Origin of the sequence: Methylobacter sp. (assembly GCF_004322395.1) — a bacterium.
GTDB lineage: Bacteria > Pseudomonadota > Gammaproteobacteria > Methylococcales > Methylomonadaceae > Methylobacter_A.
The window spans coordinates 1-16,159 of record NZ_SCTW01000063.1 but is presented as its reverse complement, the minus strand read 5'-3'; the positions used below and the strand labels follow the sequence as shown (position 1 = coordinate 16,159).

Annotated in this window: 15 protein-coding genes; 9 read left to right on the top strand and 6 right to left on the bottom strand. The window is 46.0% G+C overall.

Annotation, left to right across the window (positions count from 1 at the left end; genetic code table 11):
• Positions 1 to 24 precede the first annotated feature (24 nt).
• Positions 25 to 1,704 (bottom strand): DNA repair protein RecN, encoded by a 1,680-nt coding sequence (recN, locus tag EPO18_RS09450; protein WP_292433116.1) that lies wholly within the window; start codon positions 1,702 to 1,704, stop codon positions 25 to 27.
• A complete protein-coding gene (locus tag EPO18_RS09445; protein WP_292433115.1) occupies positions 1,688 to 2,593 on the bottom strand; it encodes an NAD(+) kinase in 906 nt (301 codons plus the stop codon). Before EPO18_RS09445 ends, recN begins: the two co-directional genes overlap by 17 nt.
• Before the next feature lie 236 nt (positions 2,594 to 2,829).
• Here EPO18_RS09445 and EPO18_RS09440 point away from each other — a divergent pair, with 236 nt between their 5' ends.
• Positions 2,830 to 3,435, top strand: coding sequence for an MBL fold metallo-hydrolase (locus EPO18_RS09440; protein ID WP_292433114.1), 606 nt, complete (start codon positions 2,830 to 2,832; stop codon positions 3,433 to 3,435).
• A gap of 73 nt (positions 3,436 to 3,508) precedes the next feature.
• Entirely contained in the window at positions 3,509 to 3,946 is a 438-nt protein-coding gene (locus EPO18_RS09435) for a secondary thiamine-phosphate synthase enzyme YjbQ (RefSeq protein WP_292433113.1), read from the top strand.
• A 365-nt stretch (positions 3,947 to 4,311) separates the two neighbouring features.
• Here EPO18_RS09435 and EPO18_RS09430 read toward each other — a convergent pair whose 3' ends face one another.
• Positions 4,312 to 4,575: a Txe/YoeB family addiction module toxin gene (locus EPO18_RS09430; RefSeq protein ID WP_292433112.1), complete on the bottom strand. Its 264-nt coding sequence runs from the start codon at positions 4,573 to 4,575 to the stop codon at positions 4,312 to 4,314.
• Entirely contained in the window at positions 4,572 to 4,814 is a 243-nt protein-coding gene (locus EPO18_RS09425) for a type II toxin-antitoxin system Phd/YefM family antitoxin (protein ID WP_292433111.1), read from the bottom strand. Before EPO18_RS09425 ends, EPO18_RS09430 begins: the two co-directional genes overlap by 4 nt.
• Before the next feature lie 681 nt (positions 4,815 to 5,495).
• Here EPO18_RS09425 and EPO18_RS09420 point away from each other — a divergent pair.
• The 7 genes from EPO18_RS09420 (at position 5,496) to EPO18_RS09390 (ending at position 14,948) form a co-directional block, all read left to right on the top strand.
• Entirely contained in the window at positions 5,496 to 5,921 is a 426-nt protein-coding gene (locus tag EPO18_RS09420; protein WP_292433110.1) for a hypothetical protein, read from the top strand.
• A 102-nt stretch (positions 5,922 to 6,023) separates the two neighbouring features.
• Positions 6,024 to 6,608 carry a hypothetical protein gene (locus EPO18_RS09415; RefSeq protein WP_292433109.1) on the top strand — a complete coding sequence of 195 codons (585 nt, stop codon included), beginning with the start codon at positions 6,024 to 6,026 and terminating at the stop codon, positions 6,606 to 6,608.
• A gap of 190 nt (positions 6,609 to 6,798) precedes the next feature.
• Positions 6,799 to 7,743 carry a hypothetical protein gene (locus tag EPO18_RS09410; RefSeq protein ID WP_292433108.1) on the top strand — a complete coding sequence of 315 codons (945 nt, stop codon included), beginning with the start codon at positions 6,799 to 6,801 and terminating at the stop codon, positions 7,741 to 7,743.
• A gap of 163 nt (positions 7,744 to 7,906) precedes the next feature.
• Positions 7,907 to 9,133 (top strand): TMAO reductase system periplasmic protein TorT, encoded by a 1,227-nt coding sequence (gene torT / locus EPO18_RS09405; protein WP_292433107.1) that lies wholly within the window; start codon positions 7,907 to 7,909, stop codon positions 9,131 to 9,133.
• Positions 9,134 to 9,208: 75 nt separating this feature from the next.
• The gene (locus tag EPO18_RS09400; RefSeq protein ID WP_292433106.1) at positions 9,209 to 12,742 is read left to right on the top strand and encodes an EAL domain-containing protein; all 3,534 of its coding nucleotides are present in this window, start codon (positions 9,209 to 9,211) and stop codon (positions 12,740 to 12,742) included.
• A gap of 181 nt (positions 12,743 to 12,923) precedes the next feature.
• Positions 12,924 to 13,832, top strand: coding sequence for a hypothetical protein (locus EPO18_RS09395; RefSeq protein WP_292433105.1), 909 nt, complete (start codon positions 12,924 to 12,926; stop codon positions 13,830 to 13,832).
• Between the two features lie 432 nt (positions 13,833 to 14,264).
• On the top strand, positions 14,265 to 14,948 hold the full coding sequence (locus tag EPO18_RS09390) for a J domain-containing protein (RefSeq protein ID WP_292433104.1): 684 nt from the start codon (positions 14,265 to 14,267) through the stop codon (positions 14,946 to 14,948).
• A 265-nt stretch (positions 14,949 to 15,213) separates the two neighbouring features.
• On the opposite strand, the gene EPO18_RS09385 is transcribed toward EPO18_RS09390, so the two are convergent.
• The gene (locus tag EPO18_RS09385; protein WP_292433103.1) at positions 15,214 to 15,672 is read right to left on the bottom strand and encodes a hypothetical protein; all 459 of its coding nucleotides are present in this window, start codon (positions 15,670 to 15,672) and stop codon (positions 15,214 to 15,216) included.
• 180 nt (positions 15,673 to 15,852) lie between these two features.
• On the bottom strand, positions 15,853 to 16,159 hold a 307-nt coding region (gene zapE, locus EPO18_RS09380), incomplete at its 5' end, for an AFG1/ZapE family ATPase (RefSeq protein WP_292433102.1).

Sequence of the window (16,159 nt, the reverse complement as noted above, 5' to 3'; positions counted from 1 at the left end):
GTTCCGTGTAATTGTATTTCCCGGCTAAAGGCCGGAAGTAGATTGAAACAACATTTCTTTGGCGTGCGCCAGCGTGTTGGCGGTGATATTGACACCGCCGAGCATTCTGGCAATTTCTTCAACGCGCTCTTCCGTTTCCAGTAACCGGACATTGGAAGAAGTCATATCGGTTCGGTTGTTTTTTTCAACGTAGAGATGGTGATGCGCTTGTGCAGCGACTTGTGGAAGGTGAGTGACGCACATGACTTGCCGGTTATGGCTTAAGCTGCGCAGTTTTTGCCCGACGATTTCGGCAATGCCTCCTCCTATGCCTGAGTCTACCTCATCAAAAATCATGGTCGGGGTGGTTTTATCACTGGATGTGGTGACTTGAATCGCCAGGCTGATGCGCGATAGTTCGCCGCCTGAAGCCACTTTAGCCAGTGGTTTTGCGGGCAGGCCGGGATTGGCGCTGACCAGGAATTCTATTTTATCTTTGCCGTTAAGCTTGGGCGTATCGCTTTCCAGTGCGCCTATGTCGACCAGAAACTCGCCTTGCGGCATGCCCAGTTCTTTGATCATGGCTGAAATTTTTTGTTGCAACTTCTTGCCGCTAAGCTTGCGTTGCCCGGACAGATGCGTAGCCAGCTGGTGGTATTGGGCAAGCAATTGTTCGGCTTTTGCCGTTAAGGCTTCGATGCGCTCGCTGCTGTGGGTTAATCCGTCGAGTTCGCTTTCAAGCTTGCCGACCAGCTCCGGCAGTTCATCCGGAGTAACATGATGCTTGCGGCTAAGGCTTTGAATAATGCCGATCTGGTTTTCCAGCGCTTCAAGATGTTGCGGGTCGGCCTCTTGCGACTCAAGAAAGCGGCGTAACTGAAGAGATGCTTCCTCGACCTGGATTTGGGCTTCAGAGAGCATGGTGCAGATTTCATTTAATTCTGGCGCGTATTGGGCAATATGGCTTAATTCGACTAAGCAGTGGCTCAACATTTGATTAACCGATTGCCGGTCGTTCTCATAAAGCAAATCGACCTGGGCTTGGCCGGTACTTAAAATCTGACCCAGATTGGCCAGCTTGCTGTGCTCTTCTGAAAGTTCGGCATAGTTAAAGTTTGCCAAATCCAGCTGTTGCAATTCTTCAATTTGGTAGCGCAGCAATTCTTCGCGTTCGGTTTGGTCGACGCTGGATTTAATCAGGCTTGCCAGCTCTTTGCTAGCTTGGTGCCATTCCCGGTAACAAGCGTTGACGCTGTCCAGCAAGGGCTGGTTTTTTGCGTAGGCATCCAGCAAGCGGCGTTGCTCGTCTGCATTCAGCAAAGTTAAATGCGCATGTTGGCCGTGAATTTCAACCAGCTTTTCGCTGAGCTCCTGCAAGGCCTGCAAAGTGACCTGGCGGTTGTTGACATACGCTTTGGAGCGTCCGTCAGAATTCACAATGCGCCGGATCAGGCATTGCTGCTCGGCATCCAGCTCATTGTCTTTGAGCCATTGCTGCGCTAACGGCGCATCGGCCAAATCGAATTCCAGGTTAATCTCGGCGCGTTTGCTGTCCGGGCGCACATAGCCGGAGTCGGCCCGGTCGCCCAAGGCGAGTCCCAACGCAGTCAATAAAATAGACTTACCGGCCCCGGTTTCGCCGGTCAGCACCGACATGCCTTTTTCCAGGTCGAGGTCTAATGATTTAACGACGGCAAGGTCGATGATATTAAGGTTCAATAGCATGATTGTCGGTGTGGTAACCACTGCTCCAGTTTAATTTATTCCTGAGTATATAAAAGAAATCATGACCTTCAGGATGCAAAATTCTAATCGGTATAGGCTCCTTTTTAATCAGGATCTTGTCGCTAATCAATACCTTCGGAATTTCGATATGATCGCAAGTTACCAATGCGTTAATTTGTTTAGTCTGGCAAAAGCTTATTTCAATTTCAACCGAATCGTTTATTACTATAGGCCGATTCGACAAGGTATGAGGATTAAGCGGCACCAATACCAGAGCGTTCAGTGCGGGGTGCAAAATCGGTCCGCCGGCAGACAGGGCATAAGCGGTTGACCCTGTTGGCGTTGAAATTATCATGCCGTCGGAACGTTGGGAATTTAAAAATACATTATCGATTTTGGTGATGATTTCTATCATGCTGGGCGTCACCCAGCGGTGGACGACTACTTCATTGACGGCGGTTTCTTCATGGATAACCTGCCCTTCGCGAATGATCTTGGTGCGCAATAAATAGCGTTTTTCCTCGGTGTAATGGCCTTGAAGAATCGGGAGCAACTTATCGGACAGCTCGTTGGGCGATATATCCACCAGAAACCCTAATCGGCCCAAGTTGATACCGATCAACGGAATATCGTCTTCGACGATGGCGCGAGCCGCGGCAAGAAAAGTACCGTCTCCGCCAACGGCGATAACCAGATCGCAATGTTGGCCCAGTGTATCTATGGAGCAGGGTTTAACGGACGGATTAGCTATAAAATGAGCGCTGTCTTTAGCGACAATGACCGTATATTGCTGTTGCTTTAAAAAAGTATACAGGGCGTTTAAAGACACGGCGATGCTGGGGTCGCTGGGTTTGCCTATGATGCCGATGGTCTTAAAAGGAGTCTGCATTGCTAGTCGACAATAAAATAAGGTGAGTTTGATTATACAAAAAAAACTAGGTAAGACTACGAGTATTACAACTTCATAGGATATTTTAGCTGTCGCGCAGCTTGGCCTTGCCTTTTAACTTGATATTTTTGAATAATGGACACACTCTATGATTTGCCGGAATCGATTAATAAAACGGTTATATATACAGAAGATCGTAAGACAGGGTGTAAAATTATTAATTCAGGGGGTTAGCAATGAAACAATTACATAGAAAAGACTTGTTTGGCTGGTCTGAATTTAATCGGGAACGCAATCTTGATTTTCATAGCGTGCTTTGGGTGCGTGACGGGGGCAATGTCATAATCGACCCATTGCCGATGTCCGAACATGATCACAGTCACTTGCAAAGTCTGGGCGGAGTAGGTTTTATCGTCATCACCAATAGCGACCACTGCCGTGACGCCGAACATATAGCCGACGTCACCGGCGCTGCGATTTACGGCCCGGCAGCCGAAGAAGAAACGTTTCCGCTGGACTGCACCCGTTGGCTTCACGATCATGAAGAAATCGTCCCCGGACTGATTGCTTATCAGCTTAACGGCTCCAAAACACCCGGAGAACTGGCGCTGCTTTTAGAACACAGCACACTGATAACCGGCGATTTAATCCGTTGCCATATCGGCGGTGAATTATGCATGTTGCCGGACGCAAAGCTGAGCGATAAAAGCAAGGCCATACAATCGGTTAAACGCATCGCCGATTTACCTGATATTAAAGCCGTATTAAACGGCGACGGCTGGCCGTTGTTCAATCACGGCAGTGAAGCTTTGCATCGGTTGGCGAGATCGTTGAATCATTAGACTATAGAACGTCTTTTTCTTCTAAAATGCGCCGCTTGATGCGGCATCCCAAGTTACACAGCAGGTTTTGTTAATGTGGATACAAAAAGAATTTTCATTATCGGCAAAAAGCAGAGGATTTCATCTGGTCACCGGTGAAATCCTGAACGCTATCCCGGAATTGGCCGCCATAGACTGCGGCTTGCTACACCTCTTCATCAAGCATACATCCGCATCGTTGACGGTGAATGAAAATGCCGATCCGACCGTGCGCCAGGATATGGAAAGCCACTTTAATCGATTTGTACCGGAAGGCGCACCTTATTACAAGCATGGCTACGAGGGCGAAGACGACATGCCCGCCCATATAAAAAACTCCCTGCTAGGTTCCAGTTGCAGTATTCCCATTACCAAAGGCAGGCTTAACCTGGGCATCTGGCAAGGCATTTATCTGTGCGAGCATCGCAATCGAGGGGGAGATAGACGTATCGTTGCCACGATTCAAGGTCAGTCTAAAACCGAGACTAAATAGCATACCGACGCACATTTTGTGCATTGCTAGGCAATTCAGATTTTGCCCGGGGTTGGTTTTGTTCGCCTGCAATAACCTTGAAGGAAAAGAGTTCATACCGGTTCTTCCCCTCTCCTTTGGAAGTTCGTGGAGTTTGTCTCTCTGGTCCACGGAAAACTCGCATGACATGTTACGCACTTACGTGCTGCGCCATCCTCCACTGTTGATCGGCAATATGGACAACATACGGTCGACTCATTCATTCTGCTCTCCAGAGTATCTAACGTAAAACTCAGAGGCAGAGCGTTAGCGGAGTCCGCTGGAGCGTCGGGTTAGGCAGGTTTACCTTCAGCCATACAATAACGAAAAATGCTGTCAGCTTTTGCTCATTCATAATGCGTCCACATTCGCAGGACACGAACAACTTCTTCCTGAACATGTACTTCATAAACGAGACGATGTTGGATATTGATTCGTCTTGAATAGGCTCCAGTAAGGTCTCCAACCAGCTTTTCATAGGGCGGTGGATTTTGGAAGGGATTCTTTTCAAGAATAGCCAATAGTTCCTGAGCCTTCTGCTTTAACCCGATTGCCGACAGTTTCTTCGCGTCTTTGAGCGCTTGTTTGGCATAAACGATCTGCCAACTCACCAATCAAGTTCCTTCGCGCTTTCCGCGAGAGGGGCTGCCATGCCTTCTTTGATGGACTCGCGCATACCTGGAACTGATAGAAGATAAAGCGTTTCTTGAATGGCACTCCAATCTTCTGAGGAAATAAGGACAGCAGTACTGCGCTTGCCTGTAATAATGATGGGTTCGTGAGATTCTGCCGCTTCATCGATAAGCCGGTAGAAATTTGCACGGGCTTCGCTGGCTTTGAGTGTTTGCATAAATGGCTCCTATGGAATAGGAAATAAAAGTACGCTTTAACGTACGCAATGTCAACACATCAGAGCAGGCTCCGATTCAACAAATCTTCTGTTATTGGTGGTGATGGCGCTGATAGCGGTTCTTCTTGATGAATTTGGTGTTTTCGGTTGCTATACCAACTCAAGCCTAAAACAATCAGTATTACGATAACTTTCTTCAGTAGAGGAGTCCGGTGCAGCAAAAGGTGGTCATGGTTATCTCGCGAAATAGCGGGTTAAGCTGTCGCTAACCCGCCCTATCGCGCTTATATAAAACGTCCGTGCATTTTGCTAACGCTGATTGAAACGTTGGAAAAATATTTAAATAAACTGGCGATAAAGAATTGTGATCGATGCAGCCAAGCGATATGCACCTATGCCGATGTTTCTGAGTTAGTGCATGATTTTAAATATAAGCCGGCCGCGCAGTTGGAAAACGAAGTTAGTGACTTTTGTTGACGGTATAGGGATTTTTACAGAGTTGTTTGATCAAGGAGTTTTTAGCGGTGTATTTTATTTTTCATATTAAAGTTTGCTATTAATGAGCAAGGGCTATAACATCCAGTCTAACGGATTACCGGAGCGGCGTTATACACCGGCGATTGAACTTTAAATATACATCTAATTAAGGTGTTTACTTTTACGTTAGACTCTCACCAACAAATGAACATAGTCAAACTACTTATCATATTAAGCGTTGCCGGCGGCGGCTATCACTACTGGAAAGCGCACAGTGAAGGAGCCTCGTCAGTGGCGGTTGAAGCATCTATCACCAGCGAAAGCGGGTTCGTTTCTTTGCCGCCGATGGAAGGCGAGAGTTCAGACGCGGTTCTGGTTGTCGCGGCAGAAAACTGCCCCCACGAAGATGCCCAACGTGCCGATAACTTGGCTCAAGCCCTTTCCGAAAAAGGCATTCCGGTTGTCCGCACCCACAACATCAGCTTCAATCACATCAGTTCGAACAAGGAAGCGGAACGCATCACCTCGGTCATGAATGGAAGCCTTCCCATCGTATTTGTGGACGGACGGGCAAAGTCAAACCCAACGCTTGAAGAGGTCGTTGCTGAGTACGAAGGCGCTAGCCAATGAGCATGGGCCTAACCTTTTATTCCACCGGGCCTGCGCGAAAAGCCGCGCAGGCCGATTAATTCAAACGCTAAGCTACAGTAATTAGAACTGAGAGTAGCAAAAATGAAAATAGTACAAAAGAAACGCTCAAATAAGCACACATTCACCTTCAACGATGAATCGTTCAATTTCGCTTATGAAGACAAAAAAGGCTCTGATGATGTAGACATGCGCTACGCTGATTTTCCTCAAAAATCATCTGTGTCCATTGAGCAAAACGAGTGGCTTCGTAACGTCGCCTACCTGTGGTGTGGTCTCGGGTTATATCAGTTGGGATATGCAATTTATTCCGATGCTTCGCTATCAGGTAAGGGATTCTGGTTGATAAACGGTCTGGTTTGTCTGGCCTGGGCGCATCTTTCAAAGGTCAAGTATTCCGTCTTTAAGACTGATCGCGGGAATATATTCGTTATTCAGGACAAGAAACATGACCTAATAGTCAAGGAAATAAATGAGCGAAGAAGAAAGCAACTTTTACAATGGTATGGTGAAATAGATATGGAAAACGAACCTGAAAATGAAATACGTAAATTTAATTGGCTATGCGAGCAGAAAGTAATCTCGAAAGAGGAGGCAGAAATAAAAATCGCACAAATAGAGCTTGCCCATAAAAATAATATGCCGCTTCTTAGCGACAGTTTAAACTGAATACCTAGGAAGCGCTGAACAAATCGCTTTTCGGCTACTCTCGTAGAAAAGCCGGGTTTTTCATTTCAAATCATCGGTCATTTTCCCCCAGATGGGTCAGTTTTACATTGCCGGTGACACTCCGGTTATAATACGATTTTATTTTTCAATTTTCCGTGCCGCACGGTTAGTCCTACGTTAACCCATTATCATGCGCACAATCTTTGCCAGCCTTTTTGTATTCACTTCTATGCTTGTAGTTGTGGGTTTAATAAGCAAAAATTATCCTGACGACTACTGGCCATGGTGGGCAAACATAGCGCCCGTTTTGACGCTATTTGTATCCCTGTTTCTCTCGATGTTTATTTTCAATAAACGCGGCCTTAGACCAAGTTTGACAGGAAAGAGCTTACAAGAACAAATTGCAGATCTAGATCGTGATGGCCTTCTTTTAAAGGATTCATTTCAAGCCATACGCGCTTTCGCTGTAGATGAGTTTGAAGATGAGGGACCGCACTACTACATTGAGCTTAAGGATGGCAGGGTGTTGTATTTAAACGGTCAGTATTTATATGACTTTGGACCAATATCAGATGACCCGGATATGAACCAGCCACGAAAGTTTCCATGCACGGAGTTTCGGATTCTGAGACACAAGCAAGAAGGCTTCGTAATTGACATTGAATGTCAGGGAGAAGTTATCGAGCCTGAGCTGACCGCTCCGCACTACACAAAGAAAGACCAGAAACGCGGGGTACCTTCAGACGGCGATATCATTTCGGATCGAAGCTACGAAGAAATTAAAACAATGCGTCAGGAGCTAACCTTGCGCTCAAGCGGAACTTCGCAAAAGCGCGTAGCCTCTTACTTTCACTTTAGACAACGCCAAATCCGCACTTACGAATCCAATCAACAGTTCTACGATCATATAGACGAGGTAGTGGTCTCGCTAAGATCGGCAGGGCAAGTTGATATTGCCGACCAAATTGACTATTTGTTGCATAAGGTCGCATGGACTACATCCAGTGAACTGTTCGGAGAACTCCGCGATCGGTTCGAGCAGGCCCTAAACTCACCAACGCCTTTATCTTCGGAAATTAAGGCTGAGCTAAAAGGCTTCATCGCTACAATTAACCAAGCGTGGGGGCGTATCTAACTCTGCGCTCAACAGCTGTAGGGCGCAGTAGCGTGGCGTATTGAGCCGTATGTTTCAGTCATATTGCATTTTGTCCTGCTTTTTTGAATAACCCTTTGCAACGAAGTTCGCACAAACAGTTTCACTACCCTGATGGCAGATGTACAATCGTTCGATGTAAATATTGGAAAAACTGATGCTGTACTTGCAACTCGAAGTAGAGAAAATTGAAACGAAAATCGGAATAATAAGCTTGGCAAAAGCTTTTTTTCCTCAAATCGTCCTCTATGTACTTTTGTTGAACATGACCGTAGCTCCTGCATTAGCAGATATTACATCGGCGCCTATTGACAGCAAATTCGATCCTATTCCCGTCTATTTTATTTATCCGCCCGTCAAGCATCAGGGATCGGCGGATGAAGCGTTGGTCAGCGGCCGCGTGGTAAATGACCGTTACGCGATGACCGCACGATCCGGAAAACCATGGCGCATTGCGTTTCTATTCCCTCATATAAAAGATCCTTACTGGATCGGCTGCAGTTACGGGGTAATTAGTGAAGCCAAGCGCCTAGGCGTTGCGGTGGATATCTTTCCGGCTGAAGGATACAGCGACCTGGTTGGGCAGTTGCGCAAGATGGATGAAGCCATTGCAGCGAAATACGACGCCATCGTCATTTCACCACTTAGCCAAACAGCCAACAATTCATCCATAGCCAAAGCCCGTGCTATGGGCATTCCTGTCTTCGAACTGGCGAACGACAGCACTAGCGATGACTTAACGATCAAAGTGACTACCTCGTTAAAAGGTATGGGGATCGAAGCTACGAAATGGGTAATCCACGATGCGCAGCAGCGCGGATTGAAGTCAATCAATATCGCACTGTTGCCGGGCCCCTCCGACGCAGGCTGGGTCAAGGGCGAGGTCGAGGGTACGCGCGAAGCGGCACAGAAAGCCGCAATCAAAGTCAATATTGTTGATATCAAGTACGGCGACAGCGATCGTATCGAGCAGTCGCAATTGGCGGAGCAATTGCTTGCCGAACACGGCAAAGAGCTTGACTATATTCTTGGATGCACTGGATGCGCGCCGGCTGTAATATTGCCGATGAAAGAAGCCAAGCTAAATGGAAAAATCAGGATTGTCGCCTATGATCTTACCAGAGAGATTGCCGGTTTTATCCGCAAGGGTGAAATCTTCGCCTCCGCCGATACTAAAGGCGTTAGTCAGGCACGAGTAACCATCAATGCCGCAGTGGATTTCCTGGAAAACAGAATCAAGAAACGGCCCCATACCATCCTGATCAAACTCGGATTAGTTGACCGGAACAACTATATGACCTATCCGTTCGACACTTCCATAGCACCCGATGGTTATATGCCTATTCTTTCCTACGCCCCCGGAGAAATTTAAAGTAATATGGTACAACTTATATAGTCCGACCTGACCGTTATCATTACTAGGCCAATTCAAAGAAACAGTTCAATCATGAAAGTCAGGCAGCTAAAAAACAAACTTCTACTGGGTGGGATTGCTATAAGCCTCCTGGTAGCTTTGGCTTCCATGCTGGCGGTTTCCTGGGTAATCCGTCAACAATATTTAGATCAGTCCAATGCCCTATTACATAAGGCATCCAGTATAATTAACGACAGCCTGGTTGACCGTAAAGACAACATGTTGGTTGCTTCACGCCAATTGGCAACACAGAAAAATCTTGGATCGACCATTTGGTACTTAGCTCAATATGCGCAATCGGACATCGACCAAGAAACGCTGTTTAACACCTATCAACAATTAGTAAAGGATACCTATAAGATAGGACGTGTCGCGAAGCTTTCTAAGATTGCCGTCTACGACTCTACAGGCAACTTGGTCTCCTTTGCTTTATTCGACAGCGGCACTGAATCGGTCGGTTTTGTCGAGCGCTCTCCTACGCCTGTGTTTCAGGTTGCCACATTGAAAGATGGTGAAGAGTTAAACAGGGACAATATAAGGAAGGCGACCTCAGTCGCCAAGATAGGTCTCGAGTTCGGAGGGAAGTTACCGCAACAGGAAAACGTACACTATGCCGTAGTGGATGGATTACTGGCTATCGAAAGCCATGTTCCGATTATGGGCTTGGCTTTCGACCCGACCAGCGGAAAACAAAAAATAAAGCAACTAGGCTTTGTTGCTATGGTGCAGTCGCTCGATCAGGCCTTTGTCGATCAACTTTCCCATTTGACCGACGTCAAGATCAATGTCTTCACCCCGCAAGGCTTCAGTAGCGGTGCCATAGCTATTTATCGGAGCCCGGACTGGGGCGGTATGCGAGTGAGTTTAGACGCTCGGCCCTTGGCGGTAACACTCAATGAAATAGTGCTTGAAGGCGAAGGCTATTATCAGAGCCTGATACCGCTCTACACCGATAAACAGCTTGTCGGTACTATTGCTGCACTGCACGCCAAGGACATTGTCCGAAAAAATACCTGGGAGATGATACAAACCCTTGGCTTGATTACGGCTGCCAACCTGTTGTTAATTTTTCCGTTTGCTTGGTATTTTGCCGCTTCCATTTCTCATCCGCTCACTGTCCTCAGCCGTATTTTTCGCGGCGTTGCCAGTGGTAAGCAAAGCGGCACGCTAAGCGAGGAACTTAGCGTCCTGGAAAAAGAAAAAAAACGGGATGATGAGTTGGGTGATCTCACTCAAAGCTTTATTGCCATGGATAAAGCAGTCAATCAGAAAATACAGCATATTAACGAAATTAACGCCTCACTTGAATATAAAGTCAAGGAGAGAACAACGAAGCTGGAGCGCATGAACCAGCTTTACGCTGCATTGAGCCAGTGCAACGAGGCCATCGTACGCTGCAACAATGAAGAAGAGCTATTTCCACAAATTTGCCATGATACAGTGACCTTCGGCGGCATGAAGATGACTTGGATAGGCTTGTTAGACGAACAAAGCAAACAGCTTAAACGGGTCGCATCCTACGGCGTCGGCATAGAATATCTGGAAAAAATTCAAATCTCAATTGATGAAAATGAGGCCACCGGGCAAGGCCCAACCGGAACAGCCATACGCGAAAATCGTGCTTTCTGGTGTCAGGACTTTTTGCATGATCCGGTCACTGCTCCATGGCATGAGTGCGGAGCAGCATTTGGTTGGGGGGCTTCTGCCGCGCTGCCTTTGCACAAGAACGGCGCGATCATCGGGGTTTTCAATTTATATTCCTCTGAGGTCGACGCCTTTGATGAAGCTGCACGCAATCTGCTGGTTGAAATGGTTATGGATATCGACTATGCACTCAGTAATTTTGAACGCGATGCACTACGTAGACAGGCTGAGAGTTCACTGGCAGCTTCACATAATCTGCTTAAAACCATCATCGACACCGCACCTGTACGCATTTTTTGGAAAGATAAGGAATTACGTTATTTAGGTTGTAATCCCACTTTTGCTTCCGATGCTGGGGAAGTCAATACACAATCTGTTATCGGAAAAGACGACTATCAGCTGGGCTGGAATGAACAGGCGGAACTTTATCGAGCTGATGACCAACAGATCTTAGACACGGGTGTCCCCAAACTTTTCTATGAGGAAATGAAAATCACACCTGACGGCAACATGATGTGGCTGCGCAAATCTAAAGTGCCGCTTCAGAATGATGTCAACGAAATCATCGGCGTGCTGGGTGTTTATGAAGATATAACAGAAAAAAAGTTTACTGAGGAGCGTATTCACTATTTGGCCAATTTCGATTCGTTAACTGGCTTACCGAACCGCACCCAACTGAACGATCATCTAAAATATGCGCTCAGTTTAGCGAAACGCAGCAATGGACACTTGGCTTTGATATTTCTTGATCTCGATCATTTCAAGGATATCAACGACACACTCGGTCATAGTATTGGCGATGCTGTATTAATTGAGTTAGCCAAGCGCCTGCCTATGATTCTTCGAACAGAAGACACGGTAACACGCTTGGGCGGGGACGAATTTATTTTGTTATTACCTGGAGTTGATGCAATCGGCGCCGGGCATGTTGCGCAAAAGTTACTGAGTGTCATTGCCGAGTCTTATCAGATTGAACAGTACACTCTGACTCTAACGGCATCGATTGGTATTGCTCTCTATCCGGAAGATGGCACCGATCTGGAAACTTTATCGAAGAGCGCGGATACTGCCATGTATCGTGCTAAGCAGGAAGGCCGCCAAGGCTATCGTTTCTTTACCCCGGAAATGCAGGCACATTTGGCACGCAATCTGCGGTTGGTCAATGCATTACGCCAAGCACTAGAATACGAACAATTGCATGTATATTACCAACCGCAGGTGTCGATGCAAGACGGCCGCATTATCGGAGCCGAAGCCTTGCTACGTTGGCAGCATCCCGAACTTGGCATGGTGTCTCCGTCGGAGTTCATCCCAATCGCAGAAGATTGCGGATTGATCTTACCGATCGGTGAATGGGTGCTAAGAACAGCGGTGAGACAAGCGAAAGCCTGGCTGGAGGATGACTTTGATTCACTGATTATGGCAGTGAACCTGTCCGCAGTGCAGTTTCGTCACCCCGATCTGCCCGAGCTGGTCACACGCATACTCAACGAAGAGGGCTTGCCACCCAAGTACCTGGAACTGGAGTTGACCGAAGGTGTGGCGATGCACAGCCCGCAAGATGCCATCGCGGTAATGGATGATTTACACGAGCGCGGCATACGCATGTCGATTGATGATTTCGGTACCGGCTACTCATCGCTGAGCTATTTAAAAAAATTTAAAGTATACAAACTTAAGATTGACCAATCCTTTGTACGCGATATTAGTACCGACCCGGAAGACAAAGCCATCGTCAGCGCCATTATCAATTTAGCGAAGAGCCTTGGCCTGAAAACTATTGCCGAAGGCGTGGAAACGGCTGGGCAGCTGGCATTTTTACGCGAACAGGGTTGTAATGAGATGCAGGGTTACCTATTCAGCAAGCCGGTACCGATTGAGCAGTTTGAGGCATTATTGAAGCAGGGCTTTGTTGTTTTATGATTTGGCGACGCCTGAGTGTGATTTAGTATTAAAATGCAGCATCAGCACCTTCAGCGATTTGAAACCCATCGATTATGAGTAGACATAAACAACACATGTAATTGGGTTTCACGGAAAAAATCTTTTCAATATCCCTTCTTTTAAACCTTCCCACCTCACGCCCTTACAAGAAGAGCCTGTCATGAACAACGATAGACGAACATACGAAGCCTTGAGTCTTAGAACGTTTTTCGACGATCAATTACTTCGCCTGCAAGAGCTCATCAGCAATCTGGGTAGCTATATTTACGACGAGGAGCAACAGACTGAGGAAGACAGACAGATTGTCGAAAACTTCGTGGATATATCAAATAGTAAGATGCGAGCCGTAGACGATTACGCCGATAAATTAAGAGTGTATGTACGGGCGCTATATAACTATATACTAGATATCGCCGGCCAGATTCCATCACCCATTGACTTGGATATGGATACATTTAAAACGAATCCGCTTATCAACGCCCTGTTCGTCAACAGCAAAGACATCGATAAGCTATTTAAAAACGATGGCGATGTGAGTGCTTATTTACGTTCCCATAGTGAATATCAAGTTCCGATAATGTATGCATTGTTAACTGCCGGTAAGAGTGAAAAAAAAATATTAGGCGTAGGCATGCAAGGAGACATGATCATCCGCGAAGTACCGCAACAAGCGGTCAATTTCTTTTCACATAAAATCCATGCTCCTTGCGCCAGCAGTGCAGAACTTAACACGACGCTAAAAGAATATCTGTTTAGTCGCGTAGTGGCGCTTATCAAACAGGAGATGGCGTCGCACATGACTAATCAACTTTTCAAAACTAGCGACGATTCTTACGAATCGCGAGTAAATAGCCTGGCCAACCCGGATATTTATCTGAATACATTAATCGAATATCTGAAAATCCCGTCCAACCTATTGAGTATTAATAAAACCCATTTCAAGCTCAGCAAGCTGGGTATTAAATTAGATGACGACGACGAACAAAGCGCCAATGAGTTCGACATCCATGAACTTACTTGGAGTAACGATACTCGGAACGTGGTATTACAAATTGCCCATGTTCGTTAAGCTAAGGAAGTGCTGAATAAATCGCTCTACAGCCGCAACAAGATTATCCTGAAATGCCAAAAAGCGTTGAAAATTTATTAGTAAACAGCCTCAAAATTTCTCCTGAAACTGTTGCTATTTTGATAATATTTTATCGTCTTAACTGACCAAACCGGTGCTGTTATGATTTGTGATCGCGGTATCCGGCAAGTTTATGCTGTTGAATATACTTTGATCGATCCCACCATAATCTGTCGCACATCCGCAGATTCAACAATCCCCGTTACACCGCTATTTGTTGAACAGTTTCATGTGTTGTCAGGGTTAAATCCCTAAGTTTGAGGCTGTCATATTTGTACATCTGAAGTATGCGTTTTTGCGGTTAATTAGGCAGAACCGGTTATAATTATCGCGATTTTCGTTTACAGTAAAAAATATTAAAAAATAAGTTCTATGACTAATATACGTACCCATTACGACAACCTAAAGGTTACAAGAGACGCCCCCGTCAGTGTTATCAGAGCAGCCTATAAAGCCCTTTGCCAAACTTTTCACCCCGATAAATTCCAGGGTAGCAGCGAGGAAGCAGAAAGAGTCATAAAACTTGTGAATGCTTCCTATGCCGTATTAATAGACCCGGTTAAGCGGGCCGGGCATAATGCCTGGATTCGAGAACAAGAAGCTCAAGCTAAGCAGCAGAGCGAAAAAACACAGTTCAACGAAACGGACAAGACAGCTGAACGACAATATCATCAAAAGGCCAATACACAACAGGACTACACGCAGCAGCCACCGCCGTCAAGCACCAATAGTGAAGCTATGTTTCAGCGTGCGTATGACCTGAACGACCAAGGCCGGTATGCGGAAGCCTTTTCACTTTATCAACAATTGGCAGATCAAGGCCACGCAAAAGCCCAGTTCAATTTAGGCGTTATGTATGATTTGGGTCAACATGTAGCACAGAACTATGCTCAAGCTGTCTCTTGGTATAGCAAAGCCGCAGAGCAAGGCAATTCAAATGCGCAATACAATTTAGCTCTTAAATATCAAAATGGACAAGGCGTAATGAAGGACGATACCAAAGCAGCTTATTGGTATAGGAGAGCAGCAGAAGAAGGTAATGCAAAAAAACAATAGCAGCGTTAAACAAGCGGATTTTCTGGTTGTCGGTTATCCAGCCTTCAAATAATTTGCCTTACAGTTTTAGTGTAACGACATCGAGCAAAAGTAAAATCGGAAAAGTCAGGGATCGCTTGTGAAGTCGCCGGCCGGGGCATGTTGCCCCGGCCAAAACGTTTCGCTTTTATAAATTTAACCAGTTATCCCAGACGTCGAAAAAACATTAAGGACGGGGTTGCAAACCCCGTCCCGCTTGAGAGCCTTCCTATTTGAGACTGCGAACTCAGACACTGCCCTTGAAAATAAAATCAGAATAGGTATTGTAGAAATTGAACTCCCAGTTTCCACTGATCAACCCATGTAATCCGGAAAGAAAGTTGAAGTTAATTACAACAGTTTTAAAAATGAATATGTCCTTGTCCAACGGCAAGTTATATGGGCTTTCCAATATAATTTTTACCATAACCGGGTCGAATACGCCCCCAGCAGCAGTAACCGACTTTATACGAAAGTCATCGCAACTTTGAAATTTATCAGAGAAGACATCCTGTGCCATTTGGTCAAATTGCTTACCGAGCACATAATGGCAATGTTCTCGAACAGCTCGATAGGTGGATTCCGGATGATTTTGTATGGAGCTCTGAATTAGCTTGTGGTAAGCGAATACAAAAATCACCAACAAAATAACAAACAGAATTAACCACTTGGAGTCGCTAAACGAAAGGCCGAAAGCTCTGTGCATATCTATATTTCCTAAGCATGGTAATGTTGCGTCCGTGCTGGCCGAGAGGTTAGATTTCCGGTCTATTTTCAAAAATGCAAATACAAGACCCTTTTTTTATTAGGTAGCACTCTACTGTCTTTCAACAATGATAGCCAACTTTATATGCTGGAATTAAAAGCATCAAAATAACAGCCTAAATCAACGACTAGCGTGCTCAATACACAAATAACTCTCCGACTGCATATCGATCAATCTCGACACCGTCCGTTCGAATTCAAATGATCCTTCGCCGTCGGTGTAAAGTTCCTGAGCCGGGACTTCGGCGGTGCAGACCAGTTTTACTTTATGCTCGTACAGCGCATCGATCAGCGTTACAAAGCGCTTGGCTTCGTTGCATTTTTCGTTGGTCAGTTTGGGAATATTAGCCAGTATCACTATATCGAACCGGTTGCCGATTTCCAGGTAATCGGCAGGGCCTAAGGCTTGCATGCAGAGTTGATCAAAG

Coding starts and splice junctions, on each gene's coding strand:
- recN (WP_292433116.1), bottom strand. CDS start 1,704: ATGCTATTGAACCTTAATATCATCGACCTTGCCGTCGTTAAATCATTA.
- EPO18_RS09445 (WP_292433115.1), bottom strand. CDS start 2,593: ATGCAGACTCCTTTTAAGACCATCGGCATCATAGGCAAACCCAGCGAC.
- EPO18_RS09440 (WP_292433114.1), top strand. CDS start 2,830: ATGAAACAATTACATAGAAAAGACTTGTTTGGCTGGTCTGAATTTAAT.
- EPO18_RS09435 (WP_292433113.1), top strand. CDS start 3,509: ATGTGGATACAAAAAGAATTTTCATTATCGGCAAAAAGCAGAGGATTT.
- EPO18_RS09425 (WP_292433111.1), bottom strand. CDS start 4,814: ATGCAAACACTCAAAGCCAGCGAAGCCCGTGCAAATTTCTACCGGCTT.
- EPO18_RS09420 (WP_292433110.1), top strand. CDS start 5,496: ATGAACATAGTCAAACTACTTATCATATTAAGCGTTGCCGGCGGCGGC.
- EPO18_RS09415 (WP_292433109.1), top strand. CDS start 6,024: ATGAAAATAGTACAAAAGAAACGCTCAAATAAGCACACATTCACCTTC.
- EPO18_RS09410 (WP_292433108.1), top strand. CDS start 6,799: ATGCGCACAATCTTTGCCAGCCTTTTTGTATTCACTTCTATGCTTGTA.
- EPO18_RS09400 (WP_292433106.1), top strand. CDS start 9,209: ATGAAAGTCAGGCAGCTAAAAAACAAACTTCTACTGGGTGGGATTGCT.
- EPO18_RS09395 (WP_292433105.1), top strand. CDS start 12,924: ATGAACAACGATAGACGAACATACGAAGCCTTGAGTCTTAGAACGTTT.
- EPO18_RS09390 (WP_292433104.1), top strand. CDS start 14,265: ATGACTAATATACGTACCCATTACGACAACCTAAAGGTTACAAGAGAC.
- EPO18_RS09385 (WP_292433103.1), bottom strand. CDS start 15,672: ATGCACAGAGCTTTCGGCCTTTCGTTTAGCGACTCCAAGTGGTTAATT.